The organism is Vogesella sp., from assembly GCF_046297735.1.
In the GTDB taxonomy this organism is placed as follows: Bacteria; Pseudomonadota; Gammaproteobacteria; order Burkholderiales; family Chromobacteriaceae; genus Vogesella; species Vogesella urethralis.
The window spans coordinates 96818-113941 of record NZ_JBKBHK010000003.1; the positions used below are offsets into that span (position 1 = coordinate 96818).

Annotated in this window: 14 protein-coding genes; 2 read left to right on the forward strand and 12 right to left on the reverse strand. The window is 59.2% G+C overall.

The genetic code is table 11. The features are described from left to right. Positions 1–74: 74 nt before the first annotated feature. Positions 75–1586, reverse strand: a complete 1512-nt coding sequence (locus ACK4FZ_RS04940; RefSeq protein WP_409818535.1) for a YifB family Mg chelatase-like AAA ATPase — start codon at positions 1584–1586, stop codon at positions 75–77. A 5-nt stretch (positions 1587–1591) separates the two neighbouring features. Next, on the reverse strand, positions 1592–1870 hold the full coding sequence (locus ACK4FZ_RS04945) for an accessory factor UbiK family protein (protein WP_409818536.1): 279 nt from the start codon (positions 1868–1870) through the stop codon (positions 1592–1594). 251 nt (positions 1871–2121) lie between these two features. Between ACK4FZ_RS04945 and glnK the strand changes: the two genes are divergently transcribed. Both glnK and ACK4FZ_RS04955 read left to right on the forward strand, forming a co-directional pair. Next, positions 2122–2460 carry a P-II family nitrogen regulator gene (glnK, locus tag ACK4FZ_RS04950; protein WP_409818537.1) on the forward strand — a complete coding sequence of 113 codons (339 nt, stop codon included), beginning with the start codon at positions 2122–2124 and terminating at the stop codon, positions 2458–2460. Between the two features lie 22 nt (positions 2461–2482). Continuing rightward, the gene (locus ACK4FZ_RS04955) at positions 2483–3790 is read left to right on the forward strand and encodes an ammonium transporter (protein WP_409818539.1); all 1308 of its coding nucleotides are present in this window, start codon (positions 2483–2485) and stop codon (positions 3788–3790) included. Positions 3791–3969: 179 nt separating this feature from the next. Here ACK4FZ_RS04955 and ACK4FZ_RS04960 read toward each other — a convergent pair whose 3' ends face one another. The 10 genes from ACK4FZ_RS04960 to gltB all read right to left on the reverse strand — a co-directional run bounded on the left by ACK4FZ_RS04960 (position 3970) and on the right by gltB (position 17067). After that, positions 3970–4395 (reverse strand): ClpXP protease specificity-enhancing factor, encoded by a 426-nt coding sequence (locus ACK4FZ_RS04960; RefSeq protein WP_409818541.1) that lies wholly within the window; start codon positions 4393–4395, stop codon positions 3970–3972. Between the two features lie 27 nt (positions 4396–4422). Continuing rightward, complete coding sequence (locus tag ACK4FZ_RS04965; protein ID WP_409818543.1) at positions 4423–5025, reverse strand: glutathione S-transferase N-terminal domain-containing protein; 603 nt, start codon at positions 5023–5025, stop codon at positions 4423–4425. 153 nt (positions 5026–5178) lie between these two features. Then, entirely contained in the window at positions 5179–5940 is a 762-nt protein-coding gene (locus tag ACK4FZ_RS04970; protein WP_409818545.1) for a cytochrome c1, read from the reverse strand. A gap of 13 nt (positions 5941–5953) precedes the next feature. Next, positions 5954–7291, reverse strand: a complete 1338-nt coding sequence (locus tag ACK4FZ_RS04975) for a cytochrome b (protein ID WP_409818546.1) — start codon at positions 7289–7291, stop codon at positions 5954–5956. 15 nt (positions 7292–7306) lie between these two features. Beyond that, complete coding sequence (gene petA, locus ACK4FZ_RS04980; protein ID WP_409818547.1) at positions 7307–7891, reverse strand: ubiquinol-cytochrome c reductase iron-sulfur subunit; 585 nt, start codon at positions 7889–7891, stop codon at positions 7307–7309. Between the two features lie 125 nt (positions 7892–8016). Next, positions 8017–8763, reverse strand: coding sequence for a Nif3-like dinuclear metal center hexameric protein (locus ACK4FZ_RS04985; protein WP_144373017.1), 747 nt, complete (start codon positions 8761–8763; stop codon positions 8017–8019). A gap of 141 nt (positions 8764–8904) precedes the next feature. Further along, positions 8905–10548 carry a chaperonin GroEL gene (gene groL / locus ACK4FZ_RS04990; protein ID WP_144373018.1) on the reverse strand — a complete coding sequence of 548 codons (1644 nt, stop codon included), beginning with the start codon at positions 10546–10548 and terminating at the stop codon, positions 8905–8907. Positions 10549–10595: 47 nt separating this feature from the next. Next, positions 10596–10883, reverse strand: a complete 288-nt coding sequence (gene groES / locus ACK4FZ_RS04995; protein WP_144373019.1) for a co-chaperone GroES — start codon at positions 10881–10883, stop codon at positions 10596–10598. A 229-nt stretch (positions 10884–11112) separates the two neighbouring features. Continuing rightward, on the reverse strand, positions 11113–12528 hold the full coding sequence (locus ACK4FZ_RS05000) for an FAD-dependent oxidoreductase (RefSeq protein WP_409818548.1): 1416 nt from the start codon (positions 12526–12528) through the stop codon (positions 11113–11115). Positions 12529–12615: 87 nt separating this feature from the next. Then, on the reverse strand, positions 12616–17067 hold the full coding sequence (gene gltB / locus ACK4FZ_RS05005; protein WP_409818550.1) for a glutamate synthase large subunit: 4452 nt from the start codon (positions 17065–17067) through the stop codon (positions 12616–12618). Between the last annotated feature and the right edge of the window lie 57 nt (positions 17068–17124).

Genomic DNA, 17124 nt, shown 5'->3' on the forward strand with positions numbered 1-17124 from the left:
CTGCCGCGGGAAACATGCTTCAAATCTCTGTTACTCATAAGCCCACTGAATTCATAAGGTATTAACCTTGTTATTTATTTGTTGTTGCTGCCCACCAGCCCACGGCGAAACTGTATGGCCTGCAACAGGTGCTGCCGCTGCACATCGCTACTATCAGCCAAGTCTGCCAGCGTGCGCGCTACCCGCAGTACGCGAAAATACGCGCGCGCCGACAGGTCCAGCCGCTCCAGCATAGCCTGCACTTGTTGCTGCAATTCAATCGGCATACAGCAATGACTCGTCAATTCGGTAACGCTGAGGGCGGCATTACATTTTTGCTGCCGCAGCCACTGCCGCTCGCGCGCGGCATCGACACGGGCGCGTACTGCGGCACTGTCTTCCGCAGCAGGCAAGACTTGCAGCTCTTCTAGCGTCAGTGCACCGACCTCCACCATCAGGTCGAAACGATCCAGCAAAGGGCCAGACAGTTTACCGCGATAGCGGCTGACCTGCTCGGGCGTGCAACGACAAGCACGGCGCGGATGCCCAAGGTAACCGCAAGGACAAGGGTTCATGGCAGCCAGCAACTGGAAACGGGCAGGAAAGCATACCTGACGCGCTGCGCGCGATATATGAATCTCGCCGGTTTCCAGAGGTTCCCGCAGCACCTCCAGCACCTTACGGTCAAACTCGGGCAACTCGTCAAGAAACAGCACGCCATGATGCGCCAATGTGATCTCGCCAGGACGAGGGTCAGAGCCACCGCCAACCAACGCTACGGCTGAAGCAGTGTGGTGCGGATGGCGAAAAGGCCTTACGCACCAAGAGCGGGCATCAAAACCGCTACTCGCCAATGACTGCACAGCAGCACTTTCTAGCGCTTCATCCTGGTTCATCGCCGGTAGAATACCTGGCAAGCGTGCGGCCAACATCGATTTACCGGTACCAGGCGGCCCCTGCATCAACAGATTATGCCCCCCGGCTGCGGCTACTTCCAACGCCAGTCTGGCCAAGCCCTGCCCTTTGACCTCTGCCAGATCCGGGTACGCACTGGCCAGTATTGGCGGGATGTCTGCCTCCAACACAGGCAAGCGCACCACGCCAGCCAAGTGCGCACACACTGCCTGCAAATTATCTGCCGCCAGCACCTGAACACCTTGCACCAATGCGGCCTCACTGGCACTCAAACGGGGCAGGATAAAACTGCGACCGCTGCCACGCGCGGCGGCAACCATAGCCAACGCGCCACGTACCGGCCGCAACTCGCCGCCCAGCCCCAACTCGCCAGCCAATTCGTAAGCATCCAGCGCCGCTACAGGCAGCTGACCGTCTGCAGCCAATAGGGCTATAGCAATCGGCAGATCGAAACGTCCAGACTCCTTGGGTAAATCGGCAGGTGCCAGATTGACCGTAATGCGCCTGGCAGGAAAATCAAAGCCGGACTGCACGATGGCGGCACGCACCCGCTCCTTACTTTCCTTAACCTCAGTATCCGGCAGCCCCACCAAGGTAAACGCCGGCAAACCGTTGGCGAGATGTACCTCCACTGCCACTTCCGGTGCGCTTACGCCGGCAAGCGCCCGGCTGACACACACCGCCAGTGACATGGCGATTATTCCCCGCTGGCCGGCGTAGCTGGTGCGGTGGGCTCAACCGGCGCCGGCTGCGGCTCCAGCAAGGCCAGGCGCTTTTCCAGTGCCTCCAGTTGGGCACGGGTCTGCGCCAGCACTTCCTGCTGAATATCAAACTCCTCACGGGTCACAAGGTCCATGCGGCTAAAAGTCGCCGCCATCATGGCCTTCACGTTTTTTTCCAGATCCTTGGCAGGACTGGCAGCAATGGTTTCGGAAATTTTATTGCTGATTTCGTCGAACAGTTTTTGGCTAAGCATGATGCAACCTTGTAATTGGCATGAGAAACAGGGGAAGTTTAGCAAAAAAGCCGCGACACCTGCAGGCAAGCGTTTGCACCAAGAAGGCGCAATAGCAGTAACGGCTTATAGATTCCATTATTACTTATCGAATAAAAGCAGCACTGAGACGGCAAATCATTGAAAAGAAAACAAAATATGGTTCTGGCACAGTTCATGCATAGGCGAAATTGTCACACTCTCATTACCTAACTGAGCAGCAAGGAGCCGTCATGAAACTGGTTAGCGCCATTATCAAGCCCTTCAAGCTTGACGAAGTCCGTGAAGCCCTCTCCGCCATGGGCGTACAGGGTATTACCGTCACCGAAGTAAAAGGCTTTGGTCGCCAAAAGGGCCATACCGAACTGTACCGTGGAGCTGAATACGTGGTGGATTTCCTGCCCAAGGTGAAGCTGGAAATCGCCATCAGCAACGAACTGCTGGATCAGGTGGTAGAAGCGATCGAAACCGCCGCGCGCACAGGCAAGATCGGCGACGGCAAGATCTTCGTGTACGACCTGGAACAGGTAGTGCGTATTCGTACCGGCGAAACCGGTGCCGACGCGGTCTGAACATAAGAAGAAAGGGATCAACATGAGCAAGAAACTCCTGACCTTGGCCGCACTTGGCTCACTAACAACCGCCCTACCTGCTTTTGCTGATGGCGCCCCCACGCTGGTAGCAACCAGTGCCATCAGTGCCGGTGATACCGCCTGGATGATGACCTCTACCGCGCTGGTACTGTTTATGACCATTCCTGGTCTGGCTTTGTTCTACGCTGGCATGGTTCGTAAAAAGAACGTGCTGGCGACCTTGATGCAAAGTTTCGCCATCTGTGCACTGATCACCGTGCTATGGACCGTTATCGGTTACAGCTTGGCTTTCACTCCGGGCAACAGCCTGATCGGGGGTCTTGACCGCGTCCTGCTGGATGGCATGGTATTTCTTAAGGATGAAGGCAAGCTGACGGTACACCCGCTCGCTGGCACCATCCCGGAAGCGGTATTCATGATGTTCCAGATGACGTTTGCCATCATTACCCCGGCACTGATCACCGGCGCTTTTGCAGAACGTATGAAATTCTCCAGCATGCTGGTATTCATGGTGCTGTGGTCGCTGATCGTATACGTACCAGTTGCACACTGGGTGTGGGCGCCGGGCGGCTGGATGTTTGACCATGGCGTGCTGGACTTTGCCGGTGGCACTGTCGTACACATCAACGCCGGTATCGCAGGCCTGGTAGCTGCTCTGGTACTGGGTAAGCGTGTCGGTTTTGGCCGCGAAGCCATGCCCCCGCACAACCTGGTGCTGACGCTGGTAGGTGCTTCGATGCTATGGGTAGGCTGGTTCGGTTTTAATGCCGGCTCGGCTGTAGCCGCTGACGGCCGCGCAGCCATGGCCATGGTTGCCACCCAGGTTGCTACCGGCATGGCCGCCCTGTCGTGGATGGCAGCAGAGTGGATTGCAAAAGGTAAACCGTCGGTACTTGGCATTGTTTCCGGTGCCATCGCAGGTCTGGTTGCCATTACCCCGGCTGCTGGTTTCGTGGATGCGAAGGGCGCACTGGCCATCGGCCTGATCTCGGGTGCCCTGTGCTACTGGAGTGCTACCTCGCTGAAACACATGCTGAAGTACGACGATTCGCTGGATGCTTTCGGTGTACATGGTGTCGGCGGCATCATCGGTGCACTGCTGACTGGCATCTTTGCCGTGAAGGAAATCGGTGGTGTAGAAGGCGATCTGATGACTCAAGCCATCGGCGTGGTGGCCACTGCCATCTACTGCGGCATCGTCACCTTCATTCTGCTGAAGCTGATTGACGTGATCATGGGTCTGCGCGTCAGCGAAGAAGAAGAGCGCGAAGGCCTGGACGTGGTTCTGCACGGTGAGCGTGTGGAATAACATTACCAGTGGCTGCTGTGCGGCCAACCTGGCAAGCCGGCCCTTGTGGCCGGTTTTTCATTGCCGATGCGCTGCCCAGCAAACAGCACGATACTGCCGTACACAAAACAACCCCCGCTTGCACCGCAAACGGGGGTTGTTTTGCCTTGGCCGCCTTGTAGCTGCGCTAGCCGGGGGGTTTAGCTGCGGCGGCCAGGGAAAGTGATGACTTTGGCACCCTTGGCGTCATCATCGCTAGCCGGTGCTTGCGCTACCGGGCTGACAGGCGATACCGGTTTGGCTACTGGCTTTTCCAGTTTCTCCAACTCGAACCCCATCCCCTCACCAGAATCACGCGAGAAAATGGACAATACATTGCCTACCGGAATCCAGATCTCGCGCGAAACCCCGCCAAAGCGGGCCGAAAACGAAATCCAGTCATTGTCCATGTTCAAGCCTTGGGTAGCACCATAGCCGACATTGAGCACGATTTCATTGTTCTTCACGAACTCCATCGGCACCTGAACGTTTTCATCGACCCAAACCACCATATAGGGAGCCTGCCCCTGATCAGTACACCATTGGTGAATGGCACGGATCAAATAAGGGCGGGTACTGACTGTCATGGCAACTCCTCGCTGGTTGGATAACGCTTATTTGCGCATGGCCTTTTCGGCCGGGGTCAGCGAATCGATGAACGACTGGCGCTGGAACAAACGCTCGGCATACTTCAGGATAGGCGCCGCATTTTTGCCCAAGTCGATACCGTAATGTTCCAGACGCCACATCAGCGGTGCAATCGCCACGTCGATCATGGAAAAGTCATCACCCAGCATGAACTTCTGCTTGGCAAAGATCGGGGCAATGGTAACCAAGCCATCGCGGATGGCTTCGCGTGCCTTGCTGGCTTCCTTGCCGCTGGCACCGTTCTCCAGCGTCTTCACATGCACGAACAATTCCTGCTCGAAGCGGAACAGGAACAAACGGGCACGAGCGCGCATCACCGGGTCGGCTGGCATCAGCTGCGGATGTGGAAAGCGCTCATCGATGTATTCGTTGATGATGTTGGATTCGTGAAGAATCAGGTCGCGCTCAACCAGTACCGGAACCTCGTTGTACGGGTTCATCACGGCCAGATCTTCAGGCTTGTTGTGGATGTCCACATCAATGATCTCGAAGTCCATGCCCTTTTCGAACAACACGATGCGGCAGCGTTGACTGAAAGGACAAGTGGTACCGGAGTAGAGGGTCATCATGAGGCGTAGATTCCTTGAACAGGCTTGTTGATCAAATAACAGGCAATTCTAGCACTTTCGGAGCAACACTTTCCACAAAAGTTGCATAAGTGCATGATACAAAAAGAAAAAGCGGCGCCGAAGCGCCGCTTTGCTTGACTACCTAACACCGTTTTAGTGGATGTCTTTCCAGTATTCCTTTTTCAGGAAGTAGGCAAACGGCAGCAGCAGCAGGAACAGGTACAGCAGCACGGTGTAGCCCACCTGGTGACGTTTCACCTGCACCGGCTCACCGACATACACCAGGAAATTGGTGAGATCGGCCATACGCTTGTCGAACTCGGCCGTATTGGCCTTGCCGTTTTCCAGCTTGGTCAGCGTACCGGCTTTCACCAGCTGCAAAGACTTCTCTTCATGGCCATCAGCACCCTTATGGGTCTTCAGAACCTGCTCACCTTGCCACTCCCACAGGATGTGCGGCATGCCCACCTTGTCGAATACCAGGTTATTCCAGCCGGTAGGACGGGTTTCGTCACGGTAGAAGCCACGCAGGTAGCCGTACAGATAATCGGCACCACGGGAGCGCGCGATCAGCGACAGGTCCGGCGGAGTAGCACCAAACCACTGTTTGCCATCCTTCTTGTCCATGGCGATGTTCATCGGGTCACCAATCTTGTCGGTGGTGAACATCAGGTTGGCCTTGATCTGCTCTTCGGTGAGACCGATGTCGGTCAGCCGGTTGTAGCGCATGGCGCTGGCAGAATGACAAGACAGACAGTAGTTGACGAAAATCTGCGCACCACGTTGCAGGCTTTCGGTGTCCTGAATATTGATGGGCGCCTTTTCCAGCGCCGGGCCTTCCGAGGCGGCAATGGCGCCGGCAGCCGGCAGCATCAGGGCAACGGCGGCAAGCAGTTGACGGATAGTCTTGTTCATATTGCCCCCTTTATCAGATGAATTTCGCAAACAAGATGGCCGATACCAGCGTGACCACCACCAGAACCACAAAGCGTACCTGACGGGCCGGCGTGCTCATGGTCACGCGGGTCGGAACCGGCGTGCTGCCAACGTCGTTCTTGGTATAGAACGGCATGCCCAGGAAGAACACGAAGTAGATGATGGACAGTACTTGAGCCACCACGGTACGCAGGTTGGTGGACGGCAAGGCGCCCAGGATACCCAGACCGATAAAGGAAGCGATGAACAGTACCAGCATGAACTTGAACTTCGGACCACGGTAGCGGATAGACTTCACCGGCGACTTGTCCAGCCAAGGCAGGAAGGCGATCAGCACCACGGCAGCACCCATGGCCAGTACGCCCCATACTTGGGTACCGGCAAACGACGGTACGGCACGCAGGATGGCGTAGAACGGGGTGAAGTACCATACCGGGGCGATATGCGCCGGTGTCTTCAGCGGGTCAGCCTGATCAAAGTTCGGTTTTTCCAGGAAGTAACCACCCATTTCCGGGGCAAAGAATACGATGCTGGAGAACACGATCAGGAACACGGCTACGCCGAGCACATCTTTCACGGTGTAGTACGGGTGGAACGGAATGCCGTCCAGCGGCTTGCCGTCTTCGCCCTTCAGTTTCTTGATTTCCACGCCATCCGGGTTATTGGAGCCCACTTCGTGCAGAGCGATCAGGTGAGCAACCACCAGCGCCAGCAGGATCAGCGGCACCGCGATCACGTGCAGTGCAAAGAAGCGGTTCAACGTGGCATCGCCCACCACGAAGTCACCACGGATGAACACGGACAGGTCCGGACCGATCACCGGAATGGAAGCAAACAGGTTCACGATCACCTGTGCACCCCAGAACGACATCTGGCCCCACGGCAACAGATAGCCCATGAAAGCTTCTGCCATCAGTACCAAGAAGATCAGCGTACCGAACACCCATACCAGCTCGCGCGGCTGTTTGTACGAACCGTAGATCAAACCGCGGAACATATGCAGGTAAACAACGACAAAGAACATCGAGGCGCCAGTGGAGTGCATGTAGCGGATGATCCAGCCGCCTGCCACGTCGCGCATGATGTACTCAACCGAAGCAAAAGCCACCGGAATGCCCTGTGCGTTCAGGCTGCCGTCCGGCTTGTAGTTCATGGTCAGGAAAATACCGGTCACGATCTGGATGACCAGCACCAGCAGGGCCAGCGAACCAAAGAAGTACCAGAAGTTGAAGTTTTTGGGGGCGTAGTACTCGGTGACGTGCTCTTTCATCATCGAGGACAGCGGGAAACGCTCATCCACCCAATTGAGAATTTTTTGGCCAGTGCTCATATGTTCTCCCCTCGCTTATTTGTCTTCGCCGATCAGCAGCACGGTATCGGACAGATATTTGTGCGGCGGGATCTCCATGTTCGACGGTGCCGGTACGCCGCTGTATACGCGGGCGGACAGGTCGAACTTGGAACCGTGGCACGGACAGTAGAAGCCACCAACCCACTTCGGCCCGAGGTCAGCCGGGGCGATGTCGGGGCGATGGGTCGGCGAACAGCCCAGGTGGGTACAGATGCCCACGGCAACCAGGATCTCCGGTTTGATGGAGCGGGTTGCATTTTTGCAGTACTCCGGCTGTTGTGGCGCTTCGCACTTCGGATCCAGCAGCTCACCTTCGATGGTGGCCAGGTTCTTCAGCTGCTCCGGCGTACGCGACAGTACCCAAACCGGTTTGCCACGCCATTCGACGTTGATCTTCTGGCCGGCTTCCAGCTTGCTGATGTCCACCTCAACCGGGGCACCGGCAGCCTTGGCACGCTCAGAAGGCGCAAAGCTCATCAAAAACGGCACAGCCACACCGGCCGCCGCCACACCACCAACCGCGCTGGTGGCCACCGTCAGAAAGCGACGGCGCCCCGCATCAACGTGTTGTTCACTCATTACAGTCATCCTCAAACGTGGAAACCGAGCTATAAACTTGAAACCTTACAATTCTACCCGATTCCATGAGGGAACTTGAAGCGCATATGCGACAAATCGCCTCATTGACAGCATGGGCATCGTTGTTAGACCGGGTTAAAGAGATCGATAAATTGCACATCCAGGGCAAATTCATCCGCCAGCCACTGCCCCAAGGCCTTGGCGCCATAGCGTTCCGTGGCGTGATGCCCCGCCGCGATGAAGCTTACGCCGCTTTCATTCGCCAAATGCTGATTTTGCTCAGACACTTCGCCAGTAATGAACACATCCACGCCCAAAGCGATGGCCTGTTCAAAAAAACCCTGCGCGCCACCGGTACACCAGGCCACACGCTTTAGTGTCTTGTCCGCATCACCCAGCAATAGCGCCTCGCGCCCCAGATTGCGGCTGATGTGCTGGCGCAGCGCCTCGCCAGCCATCGGCTGCGCCAGTTGGCCGCACCATAACAGCGGCTCGCTCTGGCTGGGCGCGGCGTCGACAAAGCCCAGCACCTGCCCCAGCTGGGCGTTGTTGCCCAGTTCCGGATGGGCATCCAGCGGCAGATGGTAGGCAATCAGGTTGATGTTGCTTTGCAGCAACGCCGCAATACGCTTGCGTTTGATGCCGGTGATGGGCGCCGCCTCGCTTTTCCAGAAGTAACCGTGGTGCACCAGAATGGTGTCCGCCTGCAGGCGGATGGCTTCGTCGATCAAGGCCTGCGAGGCCGTCACGCCAGTAATGATGCGGCGAATCTCGTCGCTGCCTTCCACTTGCAGCCCGTTCGGGGCGTAGTCCTTGAAACGCCACGGCTCCAGCTTGCCGTCCAGCGCCTGTAACAGTTCGTTCCGGTTCATGCTGACTCTCCCGCAAAGAAAGCGGCATTGTGCCAGACTGCGCGCGCAAAACAATGCGGCCAACCTGGCAAGGTTGGCCGCAGCACATGAAAAAACCCCGCACCGGGGTGCGGGGTTCTGGCTTCGCAAGGGCGAGGCAGCTTACATCATGCCGCCCATGCCACCCATACCGCCCATGCCGCCCATGTCAGGCATAGCCGGCTTGTCTTCCGGCAGCTCGGCTACCATGCAGTCGGTGGTCAGCATCAGGCCGGCTACGGAAGCAGCATGCTGCAGCGCGGAGCGGGTCACTTTGGCCGGGTCCAGTACGCCCATTTCCAGCATGTCGCCGTACTCGCCGGTAGCGGCGTTGTAACCGAAGTTGGCCTTGCCTTCCAGCACCTTGTTCACCACCACGGACGGCTCGTCGCCGGCGTTTTGTACGATCTGGCGCAGCGGAGCTTCGATGGCTTTCAGTACGATCTTCACACCAGCAGCCTGGTCGGCGTTGGCGGTTTCCAGATCGGCCAGGGTGGAACGGGCACGCAGCAGGGCTACGCCACCGCCAGGTACCACGCCTTCTTCCACTGCCGCACGGGTAGCGTGCAGCGCGTCTTCCACGCGGGCTTTCTTCTCTTTCATTTCCACTTCGGTCGCAGCACCAACCTTGATCACGGCAACACCGCCAGCCAGTTTGGCCACGCGCTCTTGCAGTTTTTCACGGTCGTAGTCGGAAGTGGCGGCTTCGATCTGCTGGCGGATTTCGCCAACGCGAGCCTGGATCTGGGCAGCATCGCCAGCGCCGTCGATGATGGTGGAGTTTTCCTTGCCCACTTCAACGCGTTTGGCTTGACCCAGCATTTCCAGGGTCACTTTGTCCAGGGTCAGGCCCACTTCTTCAGCAATCACGGTACCGCCGGTCAGGATGGCGATATCTTGCAGCATGGCTTTGCGACGGTCGCCGAAGCCCGGTGCCTTCACGGCAACCACTTTCAGGATGCCGCGGATGGTGTTCACTACCAGGGTAGCCAGCGCTTCGCCTTCCACATCTTCAGCGATGATCAGCAGCGGACGGCCGGACTTGGCCACTTGCTCCAGTACCGGCAGCAGGTCGCGGATGTTGGAGATTTTCTTGTCGAACAGCAGGATGAACGGATTGTCCAGTGCGGCAATCTGTTTTTCCTGGTTGTTGATGAAGTACGGGGACAGGTAGCCGCGGTCGAACTGCATGCCTTCTACGACGTCCAGTTCGTTTTGCAGCGATTTGCCGTCTTCAACGGTGATCACGCCTTCCTTGCCCACTTTTTCCATGGCGGTAGCGATGATTTCACCGATGTCGCTGTCGGAGTTGGCGGAGATGGAGCCAACCTGGGCGATTTCCTTGGTGGTGGCGCACGGCTTGGCGATCTTGGCGATTTCGCCTACCAGGGCCACAACAGCCTTGTCGATACCACGCTTCAGGTCCATCGGGTTCATGCCGGCGGTCACGAACTTCATGCCTTCGTGCACGATAGCCTGAGCCAGTACGGTAGCGGTGGTGGTGCCGTCACCGGCAACGTCGGAAGTCTTGGAAGCGACTTCTTTCACCATCTGGGCGCCCATGTTTTCGAACTTGTCTTTCAGTTCGATTTCTTTGGCCACGGACACACCGTCCTTGGTGATGGTCGGCGCGCCGAAAGAGCGGTCCAGAACCACGTTGCGGCCTTTCGGGCCCAGGGTTACTTTAACGGCGTCAGCCAGAATGTTGACACCCACTACCATTTTTGCACGGGCGGAATCGCCGAAGCGTACGTCTTTAGCTGCCATTCTTGAAATTCTCCAGAATCAGTTAGTACAAGCGGGATGGGGACGGATTACTCGACGATGCCCATCACGTCTTCCTCGCGCATCACGAGGAGCTCGTTACCGTCAACCTTGACGGTCTGGCCGGAATACTTGCCGAAGATAACCTTGTCGCCGACTTTCAGCTCCAGGGCACGGCGTTCGCCGTTTTCGAGGATCTTGCCGTTACCTACGGCAACCACTTCACCCATGTCCGGCTTTTCAGCAGCGGCGCCCGGCAGAACGATGCCGGAAGCGGTTTTTTCTTCAGCCTCGAGGCGTTTGATAACAACACGATCGTGCAGAGGACGAATTGCCATTTATCTCTCCTAATAGCAGTGGCTGTTGAAAGATGATTACCTATCAATTCAGCGGTGTTGGACAGGTGCATTAGCACTCTGCCCTTGCGAGTGCTAATCATAGGGACGGCATACGCGGTTTTCAAGAGGGGGCAAGGCAAGATTTTTAGCGTTGGCCGCCGCCGGAAATGACAAAGCCCGCCGGGCGGCGGGCTGGGGCAAGGTTGGCCGCATGGGCCAGCTGCGCGGTTTACCAGACTTGCAGATAGGCCAGCATGCCCTCGGCAGCCTGACGGCCTTCGAATACGGCACGCACCACCAGGTCGGCACCGCGTACCTGGTCGCCGCCGGCAAAGATCTTGGCGTTGGCGGTCTGGTACTTGAACTTGCCGTTGGCCGCGGCCAACGTACGGCCGTTGGCCGCCACGGTAACGCCCTGGCGCTCGAACCAGCTGGCGGCTTCGGCCTGGAAACCGAACGCCACGATGACGTGATCGCACTCGATCACTTCTTCGCTACCTGGCACGATTTCGGCGTTGCGACGGCCCTTGGCATCCGGCGCGCCAAGGCGGGTTTCTGCCAGTTTCAGGCGCAGGCTGCCGTCGGCGGCTTGTTCAATGCCCATCGGCTGGCGGTTCCACAGGAACTCGACGCCCTCCTCGCGCGCGTTGGCCACTTCGCGCTTGGAACCCGGCATATTGGCCTCGTCACGACGGTAGGCACAAATCACCTTGCTGGCGCCCTGGCGGATGGAGGTGCGGTTGCAGTCCATCGCGGTATCGCCACCACCCAGTACCACCACGCGCTTGCCGGCCATCGACACCGGCGCATCGCCTGCCGGCAGCGTGTCCATGCACTGGCGCACGTTGTTGATCAGGAACGGCAGCGCTTCCAGTACGCCCGGCAGGTCTTCGCCATCGAAGCCGCCTTTCATGTACTTGTAAGCGCCCATGCCCATGAACACGGCGTCGTACTCTGCCAGCAAGGCTTCGATTTCGACATCGCGGCCGATTTCGGTATTGAGGCGGAACTCGACGCCCATGCCTTCCATGATCTCGCGGCGACGCTTCACCACGCTCTTTTCCAGCTTGAACTCGGGGATGCCGAAGGTGAGCAGGCCGCCGATTTCTTCGTAGCGGTCAAACACCACCGGGCGCACGCCGTTGCGTACCAGTACATCGGCACAGGCCAGGCCCGCCGGGCCGGCACCGATGATGGCCACTTTCTTGTCGCTCCAGATCACCTTGGACATGTCCGGGCGCCAACCGGCCTTGTAGGCCTCGTCGGTAATGAATTTTTCCACGCTGCCGATGGTCACGGCGCCAAAACCGCCCTGCTCCAGCGTGCAGGCGCCTTCGCACAGGCGATCCTGCGGGCAAACGCGGCCGCAGATTTCCGGCAGGCTATTGGTCTTGTGCGACATCTCGGCCGCTTCGAACAGCTTGCCTTCCTTCACCAGCTTCAGCCAGTTGGGGATGTAGTTGTGTACCGGGCACTCCCACTCGCAGTAGGGGTTGCCACAGGACAGGCAGCGGCCGGCCTGGTCGCCCGCATCTACCGCGTGCAGCGGGGTGTAAATCTCTTTGAATTCGATCTTGCGCACCGCGACTTCTACCTTGTCGCCGGGGTTGCGCGAGAGCTTCATGAACTGGAAAACGTCACCCATGATCATCGATCCTTTGCCCCTGCGGCCAACGTTGGCCGCAAGGTGCTTTCATTGCTATCAAGGGGCGGACAAACCCGCCCGTCCCTATCAGTCTTTCAGCAGGCTTTCCAGCTTGGCCGCCTTGGGCTTCACCAGCCAGAAGTAGTCCACGTAGTCGTCGAAGTTTTCCAGCATGGCGCGGCCGGTTTCGGAACCGGTAAGCTCCACGTGCTTGGCAATCTTCTCCAGCAGGTAGGCACGGTACATGCCCATCGCTTCGCCGTTGATCAGGTTGATGTCAACCAGCTCGTTGTTGTAGCGGTAGGCAAACTTCTCGGCACGGTCGTAGACGAAGGCAAAGCCCCCGGTCATGCCGGCGCCGAAGTTGTAGCCGGTTTCGCCCAGCACGATCACGCTGCCGCCGGTCATGTATTCGCAGCAGTGGTCACCGGCGCCTTCGATCACGGCCAGCGCACCGGAGTTACGCACCGCGAAACGCTCGCCGGCCACGCCCGCGGCAAACAGCTGGCCGCCGGTAGCGCCGTACAGGCAGGTGTTACCGATGATGATGGACTCGTCCGACTTGTACGCCGCGTCCTTCGGCGGGTAGATGGTGACGCGACCGCCGGCCATGCCCTTGCCTACGTAATCGTTGGCGTCGCCTTCCAGCTCCAGGTGCAGGCCCGGAGCGTTCCAGACGCCGAAGCTCTGGCCGGCGGAACCGGTGAACTTCACCTTCAGGCAGCCGAACGGCAGGCCGGCCGCACCGTGTACGCGGGCGATTTCGCCGGACAGGCGAGCGCCGATGGAGCGGTTGATGTTCTCGATCGGGTAGCTCAGCTGCAGCATCTGCTTGTTGTGGATGGCTGGCAGCGCATCGGCCAGGATCTGCTCGGCCAGCTCGCCCTTGTCGAAGGACGGGTTGGAATCGCTGACGCAGAAGCGCGGCACGCTATCCGGCACAGTACCTTGCGACAGCAGCGGCGCCAGGTTCAGGCGCTGTTGCTTGGCGGTGTTACCGTCGGCCAGGCCCAGCAGTTCCATGCGGCCGATCAGCTCTTCCATATTGCGTACGCCAAGCTTGGCCATCCACTCGCGGGTTTCCTGGGCGATGAACAGGAAGTAGTTCATCACCATTTCCGGCAGGCCGATGAAGTACTTGGAACGCAGCTTCACTTCCTGGGTGGCCACGCCGGTGGCGCAGTTGTTCAGGTGGCAGATACGCAGGAACTTGCAGCCCAGCGCCACCATCGGGCCAGTACCGAAGCCGAAGCTCTCGGCGCCCATGATGGCGGCCTTGATCACGTCGAGGCCGGTTTTCAGGCCGCCGTCGGTCTGCACGCGCACGCGACCGCGCAAGCCGTTGGCACGCAGCACTTGCTGCGCTTCGGTCAGGCCCAGCTCCCACGGGCTACCGGCGTACTTGACGCTGGTCAGCGGGCTGGCACCGGTACCGCCGTCGTAACCGGAGATGGTGATCAGGTCGGCGTAAGCCTTGGCCACGCCGGCGGCGATGGTGCCCACGCCCGGCTCGGCCACCAGTTTTACCGACACCAGCGCCTTCGGGTTCACCTGTTTCAGGTCGAAAATCAGCTGCGCCAGGTCTTCGATGGAGTAGATGTCGTGGTGCGGCGGCGGCGAGATCAGGCTGATACCCGGCTTGGAGCAGCGCAGCTTGGCGATCAGCGGCGATACCTTGTCGCCCGGCAGTTGGCCGCCCTCGCCCGGCTTGGCGCCCTGGGCTACCTTGATCTGCAGCACTTCGGCGTTCACCAGGTAGTGCGGGGTCACGCCGAAACGGCCGGACGCCACCTGCTTGATCTTGGACATTTTCTCGGTGCCGTAACGCGCCGGGTCTTCGCCGCCTTCACCGGAGTTGGAGCGGCCGCCCAGGCGGTTCATGGCGGTAGCCATCGCCTCGTGCGCTTCCGGCGACAGGGCGCCCAGCGACATGCCGGCGGAGTCGAAACGCTTGAGGATGCTTTCCACCGGCTCCACTTCGTCGATGGAGATCGGGGTGATGCCGTCCAGCTGCAGCTGCATCAGGTCGCGGAACATCGCCACCGGGCGGTTGTTCACCAGGTCGGCGTACTGCTTGTAGGCGTCGTAGTCGGTGTTCTGTACCGCTTTTTGCAGCGTCTGCACCACGTCCGGGTTATAGGCGTGGTACTCCTCGCCGTGCACGTACTTCAGCAGGCCACCGTGGGTAACCGGGCGCATCGGGTTGAATGCCAGACGCGACAGTTGTTTCTGGTCGTCCTCGAAGTCCTCGAAGCTGGCGCCGGAGATACGCGATACGGTGCCCTTCAGGCACAGCGTTACCAGGTCTTCATGCAGGCCGATGGCTTCGAACAGCTGGGCACCGCGGTAGCTGGCGATGGTGGAGATACCCATCTTGGACAGCACCTTCATCAGGCCCTTGTTGATGCCCTTGCGGTAGTGCTGCAGCGCTTCGTTGACGCGCAGCTGCACGTCGCCGGTCTGCACCAGATCGACGATGGTCTGGTATGCCAGGTACGGGTACACCGCGGTGGCGCCGTAGCCGATCAGACAGGCCATCTGGTGCGGATCGCGTACGGTACCGGTTTCGGCAATGATGTTGGCCTTGCAGCGCAGGCCGGCGTCGATCAGCGCGTGGTGCACGGCGCCGACAGCGAACAGCGCCGGAATCGGCAGACGGTTGGCCGCAATGGTGCGGTCGGACAGCACCACGATGACGGTGCCTTCCTGTACCGCTTCCACCACGTGCGCCGCCAGGCGCTCGATGGCCTGCTGCAGGGTGCGCTCGGACGGGTCGAAGCACAGGTCGAAGGTGGTGGCTTTCAGGTACGGCTCGGTACGCGTGGTAATGCGGATGAATTTCTCGCGCGACAACACCGGGCTGCGCACTTCCAGCCGTTTGGCGTGCTCGGCGGTTTCCTCGAACATATTGCGCTCGGGGCCGAACACGGTATTCAGCGACATCACGATGGCTTCGCGAATCGGGTCGATCGGCGGGTTGGTCACCTGGGCAAACTGCTGGCGCAGGTAGTCGAACGGCGAACGCACTTTCTGGCTCAGTACCGCCATCGGGGTGTCGTCACCCATCGAACCTACCGCTTCCTGGCCGTCTTCGGCCAGCACGCGCAGGATCTGGTCGCGCTCTTCAAAGCTGATGTTGTACAGCTTCTGGTAAGTCAACAGCTGGTCTTTCGGCCACGCTTCCAGGCCGGCGTCATCTTCGATGGACAGCTCTAGACGCGAACCGGCGTCCTTGATCCACTGACGGTACGGTTTGGCCGACTTCAGCTGCGCGTCGATGTCCTCCGGGTACAGGATCTCGCCGGTTTGCAGGTCGGCCGCAAACAGCTGACCCGGCTTCACTCGGCCCTTCTTCACCACGTCTTCCGGCTTGTAGTCCCACACGCCTACTTCGGACGCGATGGTGAGGATGTTGTCTTTGGTCAGCACCCAGCGCGCCGGGCGCAGGCCGTTACGGTCCAGCATACAGCCGGCGTAGCGGCCGTCGGTCAGCACGATACCGGCCGGGCCGTCCCACGGCTCCATGTGCATGGAGTTGAATTCGTAGAAGGCACGCAGGTCTTTATCGGTGGAGTCCACGTTCTGCCAGGCCGGCGGCACCAGCAGGCGCAGCGCACGGAACAGCGGAATGCCGCCCATCAGCAGGCCTTCCAGCATGTTGTCCAGGCTCATGGAGTCGGAACCGTCGGTCTGCACGATCGGTCGGATGGCGTCCATGTCGATGTGCGGCGAGGTCATGATGCGTTCGCGCGCGCGGGCCCAGTTGCGGTTGCCCTGCACGGTGTTGATCTCGCCGTTGTGTGCCAGGAAGCGGAACGGCTGCGCCAATTTCCACTGCGGCCAGGTATTGGTGGAGAAGCGCTGGTGGAACACCGCCAAGCTGGACTCGAAACGCGGGTCGGACAGGTCCAGGTAGAACTTGTGCAGGTTGTCCGGCGTTACCAGGCCCTTGTACGACAGCGTGTGCGGCGACAGGGTCGGCAGATAAAAATAAGGGTCGTCTGCCTTGTTGGCTTTTTCAGCCTGGCGACGACCCATGTACAGACGGCGTTGGAACGACAGCTCGTCCATGCCGAAGGGGCAGTTGACGAATACCTGATAGAAGCTGGGCAACGATGCCATTGCCTGCTCGCCACAGGCGCCGATATCGATTGGCACCTGGCGGAAGCCGGCCACTTCCAGGCCCTGGCTTTCGAGGTATTCTTTCAGGCGGTTGCGGCTGCGCTCGCCCTGGGCGGCGTCCGGGTGGGCAAACACCAGGCCCGCGGCATACACTGCCTTCAGGGCAAAGCCGGCTTCGGCGGCAACTTCACGCAGAAAACCGTCCGGCTTGCGGAACAGCAAGCCACAGCCGTCACCCGATTTGCCGTCGGCAGCCACGGCGCCGCGGTGGGTCAGTTTGGCCAAGGAGGAAATGGCGGTATTGACCAGCCAGTGGGAAGGTTTGTCGTCCAGTTGGGCGATCAAACCGAAGCCACAGCTGTCTTGTTCGAAATCCGGGCTGTATAAAGTGCCCTCCAGCCAGCGCTGTCTGTCCATCTTTTGTCCCTGCTTATAATGTGATGCGAATGTTTCGATTCTAAGGTCAAGAATGCT